Raw genomic sequence first — 19,590 nt, 5'->3', positions numbered from 1 at the left:
AATGCGTCAATATCATCAGGGTCAGTGACATCCGCTGCTGGCGCTGGCTCTTCATCAACAGACTCAAGTAATGTGTCAATATCATCAGGCTCTGTGACATCCGCTGACGCTTGTGCAAGCTCTTCATCAATATTAATTTCTTCGGTGTTAGTTTCCGTATCGTCGTCATCACCTAAACCATTAAGCAAGTCATCTAAATCATTTTGATTTAACTCACCGTCAGGCAAGTCTTCAGCTTCGGTTGATTCGTCATCACTCCCTAAGCCTGAAAGTAAATCATCTAAATCACCTTGACCTAACTCTCCGCCTTCTAAAGCTTCACCATCACTATCATCATCGAGTAAAATATCTTCAAGATCATCTAAGGCATCATCATCGTCGTCATCTAAATGAATTACATCATCGTCAAGCAACTTTTCCCCATCGTCTTCTAATAAGTCAACCGATAAGTCATCATCCAGTAATTGATCATCAAGCGATAAACTATCATCTAAATCTAAGCCTAAATCATCATCGAGTGATAATTCATCTTCAATATCAAGCTCATCATCAAGAGATAATTCATCGTCTAGATCTAAATCGCCAACAAGTGACAGTTCATCGTCAGTCGTTTCTTTTTTATTTTCAGGTGCTTCTTTCGGTGCTTTTTCCTTATCTAACTCATTAAAAAAAACTTCATCGGACGCTTTTTGACGACGCTTAAAAAGAAAAGCCAATAAACCCAGCAATAACATCGCCGGCACTGTGCCCATTAATAATAGGAACCAGATACTTGAAGTAAAATCTTCTTCGGCGATCTCAGCTTGCTGCTTTTCAAGTAGTAGTTGCTGCTCTCTAGCCTCAGCTTTAGCAAGTAATGCTTGTTGCAATTGGATCATATCGTCCATTTGCAACTTAATTTCTTTACTCTTGGCAACCTCGTTTTGCATGACAACAAGTTTGTCGTTGAAAGTAGTTAAACGCTGACGTAACGCTTCATTTTCTTTGAGAATAGCTTGTAAACCATCTATAGAATCTAAGACATCATTTTGAATGGTGGCTAAGCGCTTTTGTTGTTCACTATCAATTTGTTGTAGCTGATCATTAATCTCAACTTTAACAGTATCTAGATCTTCTTTTTTAACACTCGGAGCCACAACAACTGGCTCTTTAGCTACTTTAGGCTGTTTTTTAGCCCATGATTTTTCATCTGACTCAACTTTTGCGCGTGCTTGTTCTGTATTTACGGCCATCATGCGATCGAATGATGGTATTTTTAAATATTGCCCCTCAACTAAATGGTTAATATTGCTGTCGACAAAAGCTTGCGGGTTAGCTTGATGGAGTGCTTCCATCACTTGATAAACACTTAAACGATTATCAGGTCTAATCGTTAAAGCGATGTTCCATAAGGTATCTCGTGAGTTAATTGGTCCGTAACGATCATAAGGGAAAACATCACTGCTTTTAGGTCCACGCATACGAATGCCACGATCGTCTTCGGCATTAACAGGAAAGTGCATTGAAAGTATGCCAAAAATGACTACCTGCCATAGGCACAGGCGCAATAATTTTTGCATTAAGATATCCTAATTTTTATTATAATTACGTTACATTCCACTGCATTTGTCAAAAAAATGCCGTTTTGAATAACCCTTTACGTAAATAATCGCTGAATTAGCTTGGTTAATTTGCTTATGATAAATAAGCAAAAATTGTTCCAACAGGCATTATAGGCAGCTAACTCGCAAAATGTTCATAAATAATACCAAATTCAATGAAGATGTCTCGTGTTATTCGCCTCTGAATGATTTTTAACTGAATAAAATCAGTATGATTTATCTCAACACTCTTTCATCACTACTTTACATTAAGTGAACTGATGATACCAAGTTAGGTTATTTAGCATTAAACTCTACGGGTATAAACCATTACACCAGAATAACAGGCATAAAAAAACTCGTTGTTAGCCATATTATCTATAGTTAACGACGAGTTTTAGCTTTTCTTTAATCGGCTAATATAAAATAAATTAACTTAAATGATCTTTTACTAATAGCTCTGCGATTTGCACACTGTTAGTTGCTGCGCCTTTACGTACGTTATCAGCAACAATCCACATATTAATGCCACAGTTATGGCTAATATCTTCACGAATACGACCAACAAAAGTTTCATCTTTGCCGCTTGCATTACCAATTTGTGTTGGGAAGTCTTCATCGTTACGACAAACAACAATACCAGGTGCTTGCGCTAGTAAATCTTTAACTTCTTCAGCTGAAATTGGTGAGTTAGTTTCAATGTGTAACGCTTCACCGTGACCAAAGAATACCGGTACTCTTACTGCAGTAGGATTTACCAGTACGTTTTCGTCATTCAAAATTTTCTTCGTTTCCCACACCATTTTCATTTCTTCTTTGGTGTAGCCATTTTCTAAAAACACATCAATTTGTGGAATAACATTAAATGCGATTTGACGAGAAAAGTTTTTACTTTCAACTGGTTTACCACAAAGTAAGTCGGATGTTTGCTTAGCTAATTCGTCGATACACTCTTTACCGCCACCAGATACTGACTGGTATGTGCTTACATTAACGCGGCTAATACCTACGGCATCATAAATTGGTTTTAATGCAACCATCATTTGAATAGTTGAACAATTAGGGTTAGCAATAATGTTGCGATTACGGTATTCAGCAAGTGCTTCTGGGTTAACTTCTGGCACAACTAATGGAATATCAGCTTCGTAGCGAAATTCAGAGGTATTATCAATAACAATACAACCCGCTTCGCCAGCAATAGGTGCAAACTTAGCAGACGTTGAGCCGCCAGCAGAGAAAAAGCCAATTTGCGCTAAACTAAAATCAAAATGATCTGCATCTAGCACTTCAATACTTTCACCATTAAATTCAATAAATTCACCGGCTGAGCGAGCGCTTGCTAATGGGTACAGTTTATTAATAGGAAAGTCGCGTTGCTCTAAAATTTCCATAATAGTTTTGCCAACTAGCCCAGTTGCGCCAAGTATGCATACATCAAATTTTTGTGCCATGATCCTCTCTCTTTTAGTTGGACATTTTATTAAAGCCTAAATGATGTGGCACATCACTATAAGCATTAGGTGATGAAGATACCGTTACTGCGGAAAATTCTCGACGAACGGGGTAGCTCTTTCTGATACTATCAAAACCTTCAACGGATAATTGTTGACGAAATATTGCATCGTCTCGCCTTACATCGTAAACCATTTTTACCAGCTGGTTTAGTAATATTTGACTAAAATCTTGCTTTAATTCAACAAAAGTAATACTTGCGCTCGGTAAAAAGTCCGTTAGCTTATGTGTCACTTTTAAATTAAGGTGCTGACATAATGCCTGATAGAGCATTTCACTGCCACGAGCTTTTCCTTCTAAGCTATAACCAGCAATGTGTGCCGTTGCTAATTCGGTATAAGGAATTAAAGGCTCAAGCACCTTTGGCTCCCCCTCCCAAACATCAAGAACCAGTTTTAACCCATGCCCTGATTGCTTTAAAGCCAGTAACGCTTGATTATCAATAACATCACCACGACATGCACTAATTAATATTTGCTCATCACGTAAATTAGCTAAGTTTTCACTATTGAGTAAATGATACGTTGGGTGATCACCCGTAGTAACTTTCGGCACGTGCAGTGAAATAACATCGCAGTCTAATACTTCTGTTAACGAAGAGAATTCACGTAAGTCTTGAGGGTTTTGCTCAAGTAACGGATCGCAAATTTTATAACAAATACCTAAAGCCGCTAACTTTTCACTTAAACGTGTTCCAGTATTGCCGCCACCAACAATACCAACCGTTAATGAGCTTAAATCCAGTAAATAACGCTCACTAAGTACAACCAAGCTACTTAATACATACTCAGCTACTGAAACAGCATTACAACCTGGCGCTGAATGAAAGCTAATATCACGACCTGCTAAATAAGGTAAATCAATGTGGTCGGTACCAATAGTAGCACTACCAACAAACGATAACTTATTGTTGTTCGCTAGTAATTGCGCATTCACTTGAGTGATGGAGCGTACTAATAATACATCAGCATCTGCCACTTGCTCTGCTGTAATTTCTCTGCCAGAAAAAGGGACTAACTCACCAAAATCAGAAAAAAACTCGTGAGCAAAAGGCATATTTTCATCAAAATAGATTTTCATTATAAATAACGCTTACCAAGGAAATCAGGAAATGTATTTCTATTATACGGTGATAGCTTTATAACAACTAGTAGGCTAGCTTTATCTTTAACAAAACAAGTCGTAATTTTTTGCACAAAAAAGCCCGATAGAAAGTGTTTCTATCGGGCTTTTAACTGCGGCTTAATTATAATAATTAACCGTTAAATTTTTTCATTACTAAAGTAGCGTTAGTGCCACCAAAGCCAAAGCTATTTGACATGATCAAGTTAAGCTCTGCGTCACGTTTTTCAGTAACAATATCTAAGCCTTGCGCTTGTTCATCTAAGTTATCAACATTAATCGATGGCGCAACAAAGTTGTTTTCCATCATTAATAAAGAGTAAATTGCTTCATGAACACCCGCAGCACCTAATGCATGACCTGTCATGGCTTTAGTTGCACTAATGGCTGGAGAGTCGGCACCAAATAATTCTTGAATAGCACCAAGCTCTTTCACATCACCTACTGGTGTCGAGGTACCATGGGTATTTAAGTAGTCTACTTTACCTTCAACGCCTTGCATTGCTTGTTGCATACAACGTACTGCACCTTCACCACTTGGAGCAACCATATCATAGCCGTCAGACGTAGCACCGTAACCTACTAATTCAGCATAAATATGTGCGCCACGAGCTAATGCATGCTCTAGCTCTTCAACCACAACCATACCGCCACCGCCAGAAATAACAAAACCGTCACGGTCTGCATCATAAGTACGTGAAGCTAACTCTGGTGTATCATTACGACCAGCTGATAATGCGCCCATACCGTCAAACATCATCGCTAATGACCAATGAACTTCTTCACCACCGCCAGCAAAAACAACATCTTGCTTACCTAGTTGAATAAGCTCCATTGCATTACCAATACAGTGAGCACTGGTTGCACAAGCTGAGCTAATAGAATAGTTAACGCCTTTAATTTTAAACGGGGTCGCTAAACAAGCTGATACGGTGCTACCCATCGTTTTAGGTACAGCATAAGGGCCAACACGGCGAATACCACGGTTACGTAAAGTATCGGTAGACTCAACAATATTTGCAGATGAAGCACCGCCACTACCAGCAACAATACCGGTGCGAACATTAGATACTTGCTCTTCAGTTAATTTGGCGTCTTTGATTGCCTGGTCCATCGCGATATACGCATAACCTGCAGCATCTCCCATAAAGCGAATAGCTTTACGGTCAATATGATCTTTTGTTTCAAGTGCAGGCTTGCCCCAAACATGGCTTTTTAGCCCTTGTTCAGCAAAGCTTTCTGAATGAGTAATACCTGACTTACCCGCTTTTAATGAAGCTAGCACTTCTTCTGCATTGTTACCAATACTTGATACAATACCTAAACCTGTAATTACGACACGTTTCATTTAATTAACCATCTTTAATTATAAAATCTTCGCCATTATACTGATAATAGCGGCCAAACTGGTATTACCTATCAAAGCTAATCTATTTCAACTCCAGAACCAGCGTACACTTGTACACTATAATATGTCATTATGCTCTAGATAGCTACGCTATTTTAGTTAATGCCAGCAAGCAGAAGTAAAATAACACTGATCCTTATCAAGTTTTCACGTAAAATGTCATTCAGATAACTAGTTGTATTACGGAAATTTGTATCGAAAATGTCATCACCTAATCAGCATCCAAATAAAAAAACAGCCAAAGCAACCTCTTTGGATAAAGAGCCTATTAACAATAGTGATGATCATTTACATTATCGCCCAGATGGTAGTCCTTATTCACAACGTTTTAATGACATTTATTTTGATACCCAAAGTGGCTATCAACAAAGTAAAGAAATTTTTATTGATGGTAATAATATTACCGAGCGATTATTACAAGCAAGTGACACCGTCACTATAGCTGAAACAGGTTTTGGGACAGGGTTGAACTTTATTTTAACCCTGCAAGCTTATGAGAGAGCACAAAAATCAACCGAAAAAAAACTCCCTCCATTACACTTTATTAGTGTTGAAAAATACCCGTTATCAAAAGCACAACTAGTAAAGTCTTTAGCAATACTGCCGCAACTAGCCAATTATAGCGATCTACTAATAGCATTATATCCTCAAGGTGATCCCGATAACTTCCCCAACAATTTATCAATAGCGTTACCTGAGAGTTTTCTCGATAATAATATCAAGCTAACCTTACTATTTGATGATGCCACTGCAGCATTGACGGCATTCGAACCACATATAAACCATAGCCGCGGTAAGCAAAAAGGTTTGATTGATATTTGGTATTTAGATGGCTTTTCGCCAGCAAAAAATCCTGATATGTGGGGCAGTGAACTATTTAATCAAATTGCTCGTTTATCAAAAGCGCAAGCAAGCCTGACCACTTTTACCGTAGCAGGGTTTGTTAAACGAGAACTACAACGTATTGGCTATCGTACTGAAAAATTAATATTAAATGGCAAAAAAGCTGATGCACAGCGGGCTATATTTCAACAAAACCCAATAACTCGCAAAGGTTATCAGCTCAGACCAACCATCACCAAGCCTCAACATGTCAGTATTATTGGTGGGGGTATTGCGTCAGCATGTTTAAGTTACGCCTTAACCAAGCAAGGCGTTAAGGTTACACTTTACTGTAAAGATATGAGTGTTGCTCAAGGCGCTTCAAGTAACGCCATTGGCGCTCTTTATCCACTGTTTCATCAACAAAGTGACGACATTAGTTTATTTTATCAGCATGCTTTTTTACACGCAAAAAACCTTTATCAAGACTTATTAAAGCAAGGTTTTCATTTTGCTCACGACTGGTGCGGTCTTTTAGAAGTGTCTTATAAAGACAGCCTAGTTAAACGCCAACAAGCCTTCGAAGAAATTCATGCCTGGCCAGCCTCTCTTATTCATGGTGTTAATGCGCATCAAGCAAGTGAGCATGCTGGCATAAAATTAAACCATGGTGGTTTATTTATGCCGCATGCTGGCTGGATTTCACCACCAGAGCTTGTGAAACAACTTTTTAATGCTGCCGAAAAAACCAACCGTTTACGCATTAAGTGCCAAACAAAAATCAATAAATTAGTTCAAAACTCTCATAATAAAAGTTGGCGTTTAATTAGCGATAAAGAGAACTTTGACGCCAGCGTAGTGGTTCTTTGTGGTGGTGCTGAAAATATTAATATAGAGCAGCTGAGGTCTTTACCGTTAAGTGCAACGCGTGGTCAAGTTACTAGCATGAAAACCAACTCGGTTATTGGCCCATTAAAAACGGTTATTTGTCATAAGGGCTACCTAACACCCGCACATAATAATCAGCACTGTATTGGCGCAACGTTTCAAAAAAACAACACATCAGCTACCCCAACAAGCGAAGATGACCAATACAATATAACAATGCTTAAAAAATGTTTACCTGAGCTAACCCAAGCCATTAATTGGCAAAGTGAAGATATTAGTATGAGTAAAGCGCGTTTGCGCTGCATGTCACAAGATCACCTACCTTTAGTTGGTGCCATGCCTAACATCAGTGAGCATATAACTCAGTATCCGCACTTAGCTAAAGACAAGAACTGGCCTTACCAAGCGCCAGCTCCCTGTATTGATAACCTTTATCTCATGACAGGTTTTGGAGCGCGTGGTTTATGCTCTGCCCCATTGACAGCCGAGATCTTAACCGCAGATATTTGTAATACCCCCTTTCCTGTCAACACTGAAATGCTATTTAACTTAAGCCCGAACCGTTTTATTATTAGGGATATGATTAAGCGAAAAATCTAGCTCAAGTGTACTATGCTTTATTGAGTGCATATTTTATATAGTATGTACAAAGCAATAATAATTATCGTTAATTTGAGGTTTACGAGCTTTATGGTGATTACCAACTCAACACATTCTTTTATAGAGCATCTCTTGAAAACGTTACGAGTATTTGTATTAATGACATTAGTGTCACTAATCATGACTCACTATGTAATGGCTCAAGATGGAATACAAAAGAGCGTCAATGTAGTTATGGTAAACCCATCAATTAAAGCCGATCCTTTCTGGCATAAAACCGAAATCATTACACAGCAAGCAGCTAAAGCTCTAAACATTAATCTTGATATTATTTATGGTGATGGCACAAGGTTCTTTCAATTTGAAGCTCTTAAAAGCTACTTCAAAAATATAGAACATAGCCCCGATTATATTATTCTGATTAATTATCCGGGTAATGCTAAACAAACCATGGACTTTCTTAAGCAACAAAACGTTAAAATTATAACTTTAGAGCAAACTTTATCACCCGAAGAACAAGCGCAGATTGGTTCACCTGGTGAGCTTTATAAGGGTTGGCTAGGAGAGATTTACTTTGATAATGAAAATGCCGGCTACATACTCGCGTCAAACTTACTTGAACAAGCTAAAGTCGCGAAAAAAAAACCTCTTGTTGCAGGCATTAGCGGTCATTTCGGCTCAGAATCTACACTGCGTAATAATGGACTTATCGCCGCAATTAAAGAGCACAATGCTGAGTTAACTCAAATTGTGCATGCAGGATGGTCCGCAGAAGATGCTTACCATAAAACACTAAAACTATTACAGCGCTACCCTAATATTAACGTTATTTGGTCTGCTTCGGACCATATGGCATTAGGGGCATTAAAGGCCATTGAAGAGTTAGGTTTAAAAGTCGGTAAAGACATTTTCCTTGGTGGCTTTGATTGGATGAGCAGCGCTATTGAAAGCATTAATCAGCAGCGTTTAACTGCAAGTGTTGGTGGACATTTTTTAATGGGAGCTATCGCTATAATAGCCATTTACGATATAGAGAATGGTATTCCGTACCAACCTTTTGTAAACTCTACTCATAATAGCTTTAACCTCGCACTAATCAATAGTAGTAACGTAAAAAGATATTATGACTTGCTTATTCTTGAAGATCTAAAACATGTCGACTTTAAAAAGCTAGCAAACCTTTACTCTAGAGAGGAGCAAATAAGCACTTTCAATTTATTAGAGATGTTAGAGATGTCGTCAAAAGTCAACCTTAAACAAAGTACGAATAAAACGGCTAACTAATCAATAGTTCTATGTGAAAAGCTAGCGAGAATAGATTTACAATAGCTAAGATGCATAGATAAATGAGTTTTGTAGCCCAAGCCAAAAGTTATTCACTATCACACCATCTTGCGGGCTTAATTCTGACTTAGCTGCTTTTAATTTGAGTGTAACTTCACCAACTAAATCCGTGGTAATTACTTGCTGCTCATCGCCAAAACTTGTGGCAACTAAAGCAATAAAACCACGTAAATAACCACTGGCAAAGAGTATGTCAGCATCGACATCCTGATCAAATAACCCATCAAAATAGGCGTAAATATCTGCAACAGTTGCTATCTCTTTTGAGCTTACTGGTGCATTGGTTAAGTCAGAACTTATGGTTGTTGTCATCTTTTCACAGTTTCCATTAAATGAGTTATCTTTAAATAGTTTTTAGTTATGTCTTTAAAATACTTATTGTGGCGTAGCAACCTGATAAAGCACTTGGTCTTTATAGCCTGTGGTAACTGGCATAAACCCTGATAATATTTGATCTAAGCCATTATCACCGGTATCACTAATAAGCGGCCTATTGGCAAGCTCGGCTAATTTAGTTTTAGTGGCAATAATAACTATATTATTTTTACCGCCCTCTTGAGCGATAATAGCACGAAGTACGCGAGGACTTAGCTGTTGGTTACCGCGACCAAATATATGCCCTTGTCCACCAATTAAGGTAATAACTAATTTAGTTACCCCTGAGTGTTGCTCAATACTCTCTATTATTTCAGTTTCCGTCGCATCACTACATAGCAGCGCTTGTTGATAAACAATATCAACCCCAAGCAAAGTATTCTCTAAGCCTAGCTCTGCCATTAAAAATGCGGTTGTTGAGCCTGAGCCAATAATAAATTGAGTTTCATTATATTCAGCCATTTCCTCAATCACATTCGCAGCAATATCTTGCAGTACTAACTCGTCACTTTCTTTACCGCCTGACTTAACGGCTTGCACATAACGTAACTCACTAGGAATTTGCATTTCACTATAGCGCTTTGCTTTAACAATACCGTCACGAAATAAACTTTCATCTATATCCATAACATCGCCAGTAGTGAGTGTTACCAACTCTTTAGTTACCATCAATTCAATTACTCGCCCTGCAGCTTTTGGGGTTATTGCATACACCCCCGAATGTATTTTACAACCGGCTGGAATACCGAGTACTGGTACTTGAAAGTGCTCTTCACTTGCAACCACATTAGCAATATTACGGGCGGTACCGTCGCCCCCTGCGAATAAAATAACGTCAACTTTTTCATCGATGAGTGCACGTACAGCAAGCTCGGTATCATCACTGTGGGTTTGTACTTGTTGAGTTTGGTAAACAACATTAACGTTAAAACCAAGTTGTTGCGCACAATGCTCGCCCATTTCGCCTGATGCTGTATAAATAGATAACTGCTCTTTGTAAGGCTGTAACACTTCAAGTGCCAGTGCTGCACGCTCATTGGCCTTTGGTTTAGCACCTAACGCTAATGCATGCATTGCCATACCATCACTTCCCTTTAAGGCAACACTACCACCAATACCTGCAATAGGATTAATAATAAAACCAAGCTTAAATGATGACATAGTTATTTTCCGTTTAGTGTTCTGTGTTAGTTAAGGTAGCTTTCAAACGCAATTTATTTGTTATACGATTTACGTAACGCTAATTAGCCTAAAGTTATTCATATTCAATTTCATGGCAAGTGCTATCAACTTGAAATAGCTCAACCGTTAATGGCAAAGTGCTATGATAGAATGTTGATAAAACTTCAATAAATTGCTGAGCCCGCTCAGGAAATCCGTGTTCAATAAAGTGACATACTTGTTGGTACACTCGTAGTTTAAAACGCTCGGTATCAGCTTGAAAGCCACTCAAGTTGTCAGCCGAGACATGAAATTTTCGCTTAGCCGCAACATTAAACGCCCACTCTATCGCTTGTGGAATAACCTCAGCTTGCTCAAACTTTGCCTGTTGTTGCTCATTTCTGCCATCAGGCACATACCAATAACCGTAATCTTCTAATAAGCGCCTTTTAGCACCAGCATGACACCAATGCGCTATTTCATGAAAAGCACTTGCATAATAACCTCGAGCAAACACAATTTGATGATAGCTACACTCTTTACTTGCTGGTAAGTAAATAGGCTCATCTGCGCCCTTAATTAAGCGCGTATTGTGTGTGTTACTGAAGGTTTTATCGAAAAGCTGAATTAAATCTTGGTAGTGGTGTGCCATAACGCTAGAAACATAAAAATTATCGTACTATTGTAACTAATAATGACGCTTGATACAGCGCCATTATTATAAAAGTTACTTATTGTGATTTAGCTTAAACGTCATCTTCAATATTATCTTTGCCTTGAGTACGCTCTATACTGTCAAGTTTGTGATGAATTGCCGACTTAATTAGCATATAACCACTAATTGGAGCCGTTAATAAAAGAAATATCGAAATCAGTATTTCTTTTACGCTAAGCCCTGATTGAGCGGTACTAAAAAAAACCATGGCTGCGGTTAATAATGAAGCCATGCCTAAGGTAGTTGCTTTAGTAGGACCGTGAAGGCGCATAAAAAAATCAGGCATTTTTACTAAACCAATAGAGCCAACCAGCACAAAAGAGCCACCTATTAATAATAATATCGAAATTATCCATTCTGTCATGATTTTTGCCTTACTCTATAATATCGCCACGTAACAAGTATTTACATACTGCAACCGTGCTAACAAAACCTAACATAGCAATAAGCAATGCCGCTTCAAAATAAAGCCCTGTGCCCATGCTCATTCCATATAAAATAATTAAGGCGATACTATTAATGTACATAGTATCAAGTGCAAGTATTCTATCGGGTACCGAAGGACCAATTAATAATCGCCATAAGTTTAATAATAACGATAAGCCGATCATGGCAAAAACAATTAAAATGACGGTATCTAGCATTGGAATATCTCCTTAAGAGGCGCTTCGTAGCGTTCCTTAATCGTGTCAATTAGTGCTTGTTCATCTTTAAGGTTTAATACATGTATCAGTAAAAAACGTTGTTTAGGCTTTTCACCTTCAGTAAAACACTCTCGCCAAGGGTAAACTTCAGCGCTTACTGTACCTGGAGTTAATGACACTGTACTCGCCAAAATGGTAATAGGCATACTGTGTGTTAAATCTAATGGAACTTTGACAAAGCCTGGAGTTAGCTTTTTATTAGGCCCTAAAATTAAAATAGCGACCTGAACATTCGCGGTGATAATATCGTATAGGACCAACAATAAATGACGAAATGCTAACCAAGGCTTTATCACTAAGGGTTGCTTAGTGCGAAATGGGCTTGTAATCCAAGGAATAACTAACGCTAAAATTGTTGCCAATACAAGATGGCCTGCCGACACGCTGTTATTTAACAACAACCATACAAAAAATAATAAGAGACTTAATATAGGAGTTGGGAGCCATTTAAATCGAGTATCTAGTCGCATTACTGCTCTCCTATAAGAATAACATTAATATTGCCTTCAAAGTCGTGTAATTGAGTCGCAGCATCAATTGCGTATTCACTCAATTGTCCAGCAAAAACACTCATCAGCGGTGCACCTGAAATCAGAATTAATAAAGCAACTAATTGCGCAGGATGAACCCGCTCTTGTCGAGCACTTTCAGTCGCTTTACCTTGGTGGTTCCAAAAAACCGTACTACCCGCTTTAGACACCCCAACTAATACCGCTAAACTTGCCAGTAAATAAAGTGGCCAAAACACCATGGCATATTCTGCATCTAAGGTTTCTTTTAATAACCATACTTTAGCTATAAAACCTGACAATGGCGGCATACCAATGACAGCAACACTGGCAATAATAAAACAAGCTCCTAATAACATCGGTTGAGAGACCGGAGTCCCCGCCGTAATGCGATCGGCAACTTTACCTCGTTGGCGTGCAATTAAGTCAGCCAATATAAAGAGTGCTGCGGTAACTAAAGTTGAATGAACTAAATAATAAATAGCTGCAGAGCTAGCTTCTACTGTTTGTACCGCTACTAAGGCGACTAAAGTACCTACAGACACAATCACTAAATTAGCAACTAACTTTCTTAAATCTTGGCTCGCTAAAACCCCAATAGCTCCCATCGCAATGGTTGCTAATGCTAACCACCATAACCAGTTTTGCGCCATGTGTGATAATTCACCGGCTTCATCACCAAAAATCAAGGTGTAAACACGCATCATTGAGTAAACACCTACCTTGGTCATAATAGCAAAGAGTGCTGCCACAATAGGCATGGCTGTAGCGTAGGTGTTAGGTAACCACAAATGTAACGGTAATAAAGCCCCTTTCAAGGCAAAAACTACCAATAATAATAAGCCACCAATTTTAGCAAGGTAAACATCATCACCTTGTAATAATGTTACTTTTTGGGCCATATCCGCCATATTTAATGTGCCTAGTACGCCATAAAGCACACCCAAGGCAATTAAGAAAACGGCAGAGCCAACAAGGTTCATAATAACGTATTGTAGTGCTGCCCGTGTGTTTTTCTTATCACCGCCATGCATTAACAGTGCATATGAAGCAATAAGTAATACCTCAAAAAACACAAAAAGGTTAAAGGCATCACCCGTTAAAAATGCGCCGTTCACACCTAAAATTAAAAAGTGTACTAATGGATGAAAGAAGCTGCCTTTTTCGTCATCTCCAGCGCTGGCATATAAAACACAAACCACACTCAGTAAGGTTGTTAAACAAACTAGCAACGTAGATAAAGGGTCTGCAACTAATACAATACCAAACGGGGCGCTCCAATCACCAATAGCATAAACTTGTGTACCATCAGCTTGAACTTTTAATAAAAGTGCGACTGAAAACAAAAAAGTAATAGCACTGAAAACAACAGAAGCAATTCTTCTGATACTTTTATTTTTTCCACAAGGTGGCATTAATAAAAGCACACCCGCTAACATAGGTAATAAAACAGGTAAGGATGTTAAATGCTCAATCATACTTTACCCTTAACCTTGTTATCTGGAACTTGACCATTAACATGGTCGTTACCTAAATCAGCGCGCCCTCTAATTGCTAGAATTACGACAAAAGCGGTCATTGCAAAGCCAATAACTATTGCTGTTAGTACAAAAGCTTGCGGTAATGGATCAGCATAATCTTTGCTATATCCCAATACCGCAGCACTATTAAGACTTAAGCGCCCTGAAGAAAATAAAAATAAGTTAACCGCATACGAAAGCATCGTTAAACCTAAAACCACAGGGAAAGTTCTAGAGCGTAAAATTAAAAATACACCACAAGAAACTAAAACCCCAACACAAGCTGCGTAGAGTAATTCCATTAAATATTTACCTCTTCTTTAGGCGCGTTAGCCGTTAACTTACCTAAACTTGCTAAAATCATTAATGTTGCACCAACAACCGTAATATAAACACCTAAGTCAAATACCAATGCACTCGCAAGTTCAATTTCACCAATAAATGGAATATCAAAATAGTCAAACCACGTGGTCATAAAAGATCGTCCAAAGAACCAACTACCAACCCCTGTAAATAGAGCTATAGCAATACCCGATGCTATAATTTTTCGGTAATTAATGGTTAAGCGCTCAGCAATCCAGTTTGAGCCGTGCGCGATATATTGCAAAATAAACGCAATAGCGGTCACTAAACCAGCAATAAAGCCACCACCTGGAAGGTTGTGCCCGCGTAAAAATATATAAAACGATACTAATAATGCCAACGGTAGTAATGATTGAGAGATACTTGCTAACAAAATGGGATAACGCTCTTTTGCCCAAGGTCTGCCTTCACTGTCACTACCAGGCATAAATAAAGGTAAGTTCACTAATAACTTAGCAATACCTAAAGCGGCAATACCCAGTACACAAATCTCACCTAAGGTATCAAAGCCACGGAAGTCGACTAAAATAACGTTAACAACGTTAGTACCACCACCACCTGTTTTAGCATTGTCCAAGAAAAAATCTGAAATAGACTCTAATGGGCGAGTAATTAATGCATAACAGGCACTCGCAACTACCACACCTAAAGCGGATGAGATCCCTAAGTCGCGTAATACACGCATTGAGCTTGACTCTCTTGGTGAGTGTTGTGGTAAGAAAAATAGTGCCAACATCAGAAGAATAATAGTTACAACTTCAACTGTTAATTGTGTTAACGCTAAATCTGGCGCAGAAAATCGAGTAAAGGCGACCGATACCATTAGGCCAACAACAGAAAGCATTAATAGTGACACTACACGCTTTCTAGACCAAATTACCGTACAAACGGCACCAATAATTAATAGCGCTGCACCAACAGCATTATGAACATCAATAGGCGTTAGTTGCTTTTTGCCAGCTAATTGACTCATTTCAAATAATGGCCAACCAGCAGCGAGTAGTACCACTAAAAACATCAACATTAAATAGCGCTGTAAAGAGCCATTCTCAATGGTACTAATTTTACGCTGACACCATTTAATCATAACGTAAATACTATTATCGAAAGCTTTTTTAGCATTCAATGGTGGTAATGAAGCCTGAAATTGATAAAGGTAACGACGTTGTGTGTATATTAGTAAACCACCTGTAACCGCTATACCACTCATGAGCAATGGTAAATTAAAGCCATGCCATAACGCGACCTTAAACTCTGGCACATAGCCGCCTAGTACCGCAAAAGAAGCCGCCGTTAAAATATCATCAACGACAAAATTAGGGAATATTCCTACTAATAAACATAACGCAACTAATATTTCGATAGGTACTCGCATATAACGAGGTGGCTCGCTTGGCTGCCTTGGTAGGCCAATGGGGTCACCATTGAAGAAAACATCATGAATAAAGCGCGCAGAATAAGCCACCGCCAATGCCCCAGCAACAGTAGCAAGCACAGGGATAAGCCATGACATAGAGCCTAATAATTGTTGATGTAATGTTTCAGCAAAAAACATTTCTTTAGATAAGAAGCCATTTAACAACGGTACCCCTGCCATGGCAGCCGCGGCAACCATCGCCAAGGTAGCGGTATAGGGCATAAACCGCCACATACCGTTAAGTTTTCGCATATCACGAGTACCCGTTTCATGGTCAATAATACCTGTTGCCATAAATAAGGAGGCTTTAAAGGTCGCGTGATTAATAATATGAAAAATGGCCGCCACTGTTGCAAGCTCAGTGTTCAAGCCGAATAATAAAGTAATTAGGCCTAAGTGGCTGATCGTTGAATAGGCCAGCAACCCTTTTAAATCATGCTTAAATAAAGCCACATAAGCACCAACTAATAAAGTTGTTAAACCGGTAATACTCACCAGAATAAACCAAATATCAGTACCCGCTAATGCGGGATAGAAGCGCGCAAGTAAAAATATCCCTGCTTTAACCATTGTAGCTGAATGTAAGTAAGCACTAACAGGTGTTGGTGCCGCCATGGCATGTGGTAACCAAAAATGGAAAGGGAATTGTGCTGACTTAGTAAACGCACCAAGTAACACCAAAATTAACGCTACTTCGTACCAGTCATGGGCTTGAATAATCTCTCGACTTGCTAAAATAACGTCTAAATTATAGCTACCAACAATGTTTCCTAATAACAGCAAACCTGCCAGCAATGCTAAACCACCGCCACCAGTGATCGTTAACGCCATTAAAGCTCCTTTGCGCGCTTCTGACTTATGCCACCAATAGCTAATTAACAAGAACGAACTAATACTGGTTAACTCCCAGAAGAACCAGAGCTGAATAACATTATTTGACATTACAATGCCTAACATCGCTGTCATAAATAACATGAGGTAGCTATACAGTTTAGGCATAGAATCTTTGCTACTTAGGTAATAACGCGTATAAAAAATAACGAGAATACCAATCCCTAAAATCATAAAGACAAAGAGTAGCGCTAAGCCATCTAACCGAAAGGCTATATCAACCCCAAGTAAAGGGATCCACGATATAGTTTCACGAATAACATCGCCTGAAAATACTGCAGGAGCTAAGCTAATCGTAAAGCATAATGCGATGATTGGCATTAACATCGACAGCGCAGTAGATTGATTACGCGTTAATTTACCCGTCATTGAAGAAATAATACTGCCAAGTAAGGATAGCAAGGGTATCCAAAGCAAAGTCATAGAGTAAACCTTTTTTATAATGTCGTATAATTACGACTGTACACCATATTTAATGTGATGATTCATATATTTAATAGCGTAAGACACGCAATATTGGCAACGATTTTACTGTATTAGTCTTTAAGTTGTCTATAGTTTGTAATTCTAGTTTGTTCGATTTTGTACACACTTAACAATAGACGATTTTTTCCACAAAATTTTAATTACGCTAGTAGGAAAATACTCTTTTAATTATTATTGAATACCAATTAAACAAAGTAAAATTAAAGCACTATTTAGTTGTACATTTATCTTGAAAAATCTCACATAATTCGGATTTACCGAGTTTTTATGTTAAAAATTCAAATAATACCCTTATAACACTAGTCGTACTACCTATATAAAGTGTAGTATTTAGCTTAATTAAGAAGTATTCATTTACAGGTGACCAATGAAGAAGCTAGATAATATCGACTTGCAAGTATTAACTATTTTATATAATGACGCAGATATCACCAATAAAGAACTTGCGGCACAAATAGGTATTGCCCCCTCAACCTGCCTAGAGCGTGTAAAACGCTTAAAGCAAAGTAATGTAATTAAAGGCGCATTTATTGATGTTAACTTAAACAACATTGGCGGAAATATAGAAGCCATTGCAGCTATTAGGCTACAGCCCTACTCCGAAGAAATTGTAAACCGGTTTAGAGACGACCTTTTACAGTACCCTGAAATATTAAGTCTTTATCATATGGGTGGTGGTTACGACTACTATATTCATATGTCAGTGAAAGATAGTGAGCATTTACGTCAATTTGTTTTCAAAAACATTACCTCCCGAGATGAAGTCACTACTGTTGAAACATCATTAGTATTCGAACATAGTCGCAGTGGTATTTTACCTAACTTTGACGAGTAATATGATGGGTAATATACAACAGCGTTATCTTTAACTACTTTTATACTCCCTAAGTTTTAGTCAAAAAAAATCCCGCATTATTCATACGGGATTTTTTAATGGGTAACGAATAAAGTCACCAATAATAACTTAAGTTGAATTAGCTTTTTAAGTCATCAAAAAACTTTTTCACACCGTCAAAAAAACCGGTTTCTTTAGGGCTGTGTTTTTTACTACTTTTACCCATTTTTTCTTCTAGTTGACGTAGTAAGTCAGATTGATCACCCGATAAATTCACTGGTGTTTCAATTACAACCTTACACATTAAATCACCAGTAGATGAACTACGTACTGATTTAACACCTTTACCACGTAAACGGAACATCTTACTAGTTTGTGTTTCTTTAGGCACTTTAAGCTTAACTTTACCGCCTAAGGTCGGCACTTCAATTTCGCCACCTAATGCTGCGGTAGTAAAACTAATAGGAACCTCACAATACAAATGGTTTTCATCACGAACAAATATTTCATGATCGCGTACATTCACTTGTACATATAAGTCACCTGCTGGTGCGCCATGCTCACCTGCTTCACCTTCACCTGATAAACGAATTCTATCACCGGTATCAACGCCCGCAGGAATTTTAACAGATAAGGTTTTCGTTTTCTCAACACGCCCTTGACCACGACATGAAGTACAAGGATCAGAAATTACCTTGCCTTGACCATTACACGTAGGACACGTTTGTTGAACCGCAAATAACCCTTGGCGCATTTGTACTTGGCCATGTCCATGACAAGTTGAACAAGTTTTTGCTGATGTGCCTGGTTTAGCACCAGAGCCATCACAAGGCTCACAAGCAACATACGTAGGTACTTTAATCTCAAGGCTTTTGCCTTTAACTGCATCTTCTAGGCTAAGTTCTACGTTATAACGTAAGTCTGAGCCTCGTTGCTGACGTTGGCGTCCACGACCACCGCCGCCACCAAAAATATCGCCAAAGATATCGCCGAAGTCTTGACCAAAGCCACCGCCGCCAAAACCTCCGCCGCCACCACCATGACCACCTTGCTCGAAAGCAGCATGACCATATTGATCATAGGCCGCACGTTTTTGATCGTCATTCAGAATTTCGTAAGCTTCTTTAACTTCTTTAAACTGCTCTTCTTTAGATTTATCACCTTTAGTACGATCAGGATGAAATTGCATCGCTAAGCGCTTATAGGCTTTTTTAATATCTCTTTCCGAGGCGTCTTTGCTAACCCCTAATACTTCATAATAATCACGTTTTGACATAATGACTTCTTTTCTTTGTTCTACGCTCGCGCGAATTAATTATTTATTTACGTTACAACTTA

General features: G+C 38.5%; 17 protein-coding genes. 3 read left to right on the top strand and 14 right to left on the bottom strand.

Annotated elements, in window-relative coordinates; genetic code table 11:
- The 4 genes from KO495_RS03455 to fabB form a co-directional block, all read right to left on the bottom strand.
- Positions 1–1,559, bottom strand: a 1,559-nt coding sequence (locus tag KO495_RS03455; RefSeq protein WP_289847606.1) for a FimV/HubP family polar landmark protein, incomplete at its 3' end; no start/stop codon positions are given.
- A 452-nt stretch (positions 1,560–2,011) separates the two neighbouring features.
- Entirely contained in the window at positions 2,012–3,031 is a 1,020-nt protein-coding gene (locus KO495_RS03450) for an aspartate-semialdehyde dehydrogenase (RefSeq protein ID WP_215979000.1), read from the bottom strand.
- Between the two features lie 13 nt (positions 3,032–3,044).
- Positions 3,045–4,172: a 4-phosphoerythronate dehydrogenase gene (locus KO495_RS03445; protein ID WP_215978999.1), complete on the bottom strand. Its 1,128-nt coding sequence runs from the start codon at positions 4,170–4,172 to the stop codon at positions 3,045–3,047.
- Between the two features lie 175 nt (positions 4,173–4,347).
- The gene (gene fabB / locus KO495_RS03440) at positions 4,348–5,562 is read right to left on the bottom strand and encodes a beta-ketoacyl-ACP synthase I (protein ID WP_215978998.1); all 1,215 of its coding nucleotides are present in this window, start codon (positions 5,560–5,562) and stop codon (positions 4,348–4,350) included.
- A gap of 261 nt (positions 5,563–5,823) precedes the next feature.
- On the opposite strand from fabB, the gene mnmC reads away from it, so the two are divergent.
- Together mnmC and KO495_RS03430 are read left to right on the top strand one after the other, a co-directional pair.
- Positions 5,824–7,932, top strand: a complete 2,109-nt coding sequence (mnmC, locus tag KO495_RS03435; protein ID WP_215978997.1) for a bifunctional tRNA (5-methylaminomethyl-2-thiouridine)(34)-methyltransferase MnmD/FAD-dependent 5-carboxymethylaminomethyl-2-thiouridine(34) oxidoreductase MnmC — start codon at positions 5,824–5,826, stop codon at positions 7,930–7,932.
- Between the two features lie 132 nt (positions 7,933–8,064).
- Positions 8,065–9,216, top strand: coding sequence for an ABC transporter substrate-binding protein (locus tag KO495_RS03430; RefSeq protein WP_215978996.1), 1,152 nt, complete (start codon positions 8,065–8,067; stop codon positions 9,214–9,216).
- Between the two features lie 45 nt (positions 9,217–9,261).
- Here KO495_RS03430 and KO495_RS03425 read toward each other — a convergent pair whose 3' ends face one another.
- From KO495_RS03425 to KO495_RS03385, 9 genes are all read right to left on the bottom strand, one after another.
- Positions 9,262–9,588, bottom strand: a complete 327-nt coding sequence (locus KO495_RS03425; RefSeq protein WP_215978995.1) for a YfcL family protein — start codon at positions 9,586–9,588, stop codon at positions 9,262–9,264.
- Positions 9,589–9,651: 63 nt separating this feature from the next.
- The gene (locus KO495_RS03420; protein WP_215978994.1) at positions 9,652–10,812 is read right to left on the bottom strand and encodes an ATP-NAD kinase family protein; all 1,161 of its coding nucleotides are present in this window, start codon (positions 10,810–10,812) and stop codon (positions 9,652–9,654) included.
- 94 nt (positions 10,813–10,906) lie between these two features.
- Complete coding sequence (locus KO495_RS03415) at positions 10,907–11,464, bottom strand: elongation factor P hydroxylase (protein WP_215978993.1); 558 nt, start codon at positions 11,462–11,464, stop codon at positions 10,907–10,909.
- Positions 11,465–11,558: 94 nt separating this feature from the next.
- Entirely contained in the window at positions 11,559–11,891 is a 333-nt protein-coding gene (locus tag KO495_RS03410; RefSeq protein ID WP_215978992.1) for a Na+/H+ antiporter subunit G, read from the bottom strand.
- 10 nt (positions 11,892–11,901) lie between these two features.
- Positions 11,902–12,171, bottom strand: coding sequence for a K+/H+ antiporter subunit F (locus KO495_RS03405; RefSeq protein WP_215978991.1), 270 nt, complete (start codon positions 12,169–12,171; stop codon positions 11,902–11,904).
- A complete protein-coding gene (locus tag KO495_RS03400) occupies positions 12,165–12,701 on the bottom strand; it encodes a Na+/H+ antiporter subunit E (protein WP_215978990.1) in 537 nt (178 codons plus the stop codon). Before KO495_RS03400 ends, KO495_RS03405 begins: the two co-directional genes overlap by 7 nt.
- On the bottom strand, positions 12,701–14,218 hold the full coding sequence (locus tag KO495_RS03395) for a monovalent cation/H+ antiporter subunit D (RefSeq protein ID WP_215978989.1): 1,518 nt from the start codon (positions 14,216–14,218) through the stop codon (positions 12,701–12,703). The genes KO495_RS03400 and KO495_RS03395 overlap by 1 nt, the downstream gene beginning before the upstream one ends.
- Positions 14,215–14,562 carry a Na+/H+ antiporter subunit C gene (locus tag KO495_RS03390; protein ID WP_215978988.1) on the bottom strand — a complete coding sequence of 116 codons (348 nt, stop codon included), beginning with the start codon at positions 14,560–14,562 and terminating at the stop codon, positions 14,215–14,217. The genes KO495_RS03395 and KO495_RS03390 overlap by 4 nt, the downstream gene beginning before the upstream one ends.
- Positions 14,562–17,354, bottom strand: a complete 2,793-nt coding sequence (locus KO495_RS03385; RefSeq protein ID WP_215978987.1) for a monovalent cation/H+ antiporter subunit A — start codon at positions 17,352–17,354, stop codon at positions 14,562–14,564. Before KO495_RS03385 ends, KO495_RS03390 begins: the two co-directional genes overlap by 1 nt.
- 430 nt (positions 17,355–17,784) lie before the next feature.
- Here KO495_RS03385 and KO495_RS03380 point away from each other — a divergent pair, with 430 nt between their 5' ends.
- Positions 17,785–18,252 carry an Lrp/AsnC family transcriptional regulator gene (locus KO495_RS03380; RefSeq protein ID WP_215978986.1) on the top strand — a complete coding sequence of 156 codons (468 nt, stop codon included), beginning with the start codon at positions 17,785–17,787 and terminating at the stop codon, positions 18,250–18,252.
- A gap of 139 nt (positions 18,253–18,391) precedes the next feature.
- On the opposite strand, the gene dnaJ is transcribed toward KO495_RS03380, so the two are convergent.
- Positions 18,392–19,528, bottom strand: a complete 1,137-nt coding sequence (gene dnaJ, locus KO495_RS03375; RefSeq protein WP_215978985.1) for a molecular chaperone DnaJ — start codon at positions 19,526–19,528, stop codon at positions 18,392–18,394.
- Positions 19,529–19,590 lie beyond the last annotated feature (62 nt).

The organism is Colwellia sp. D2M02 (assembly GCF_018860755.1).
Lineage (GTDB): Bacteria > Pseudomonadota > Gammaproteobacteria > Enterobacterales > Alteromonadaceae > Colwellia > Colwellia asteriadis.
The sequence above is the reverse complement of the archived record's forward strand: the minus strand, read 5'-3'. Positions and strand labels throughout refer to the sequence as shown.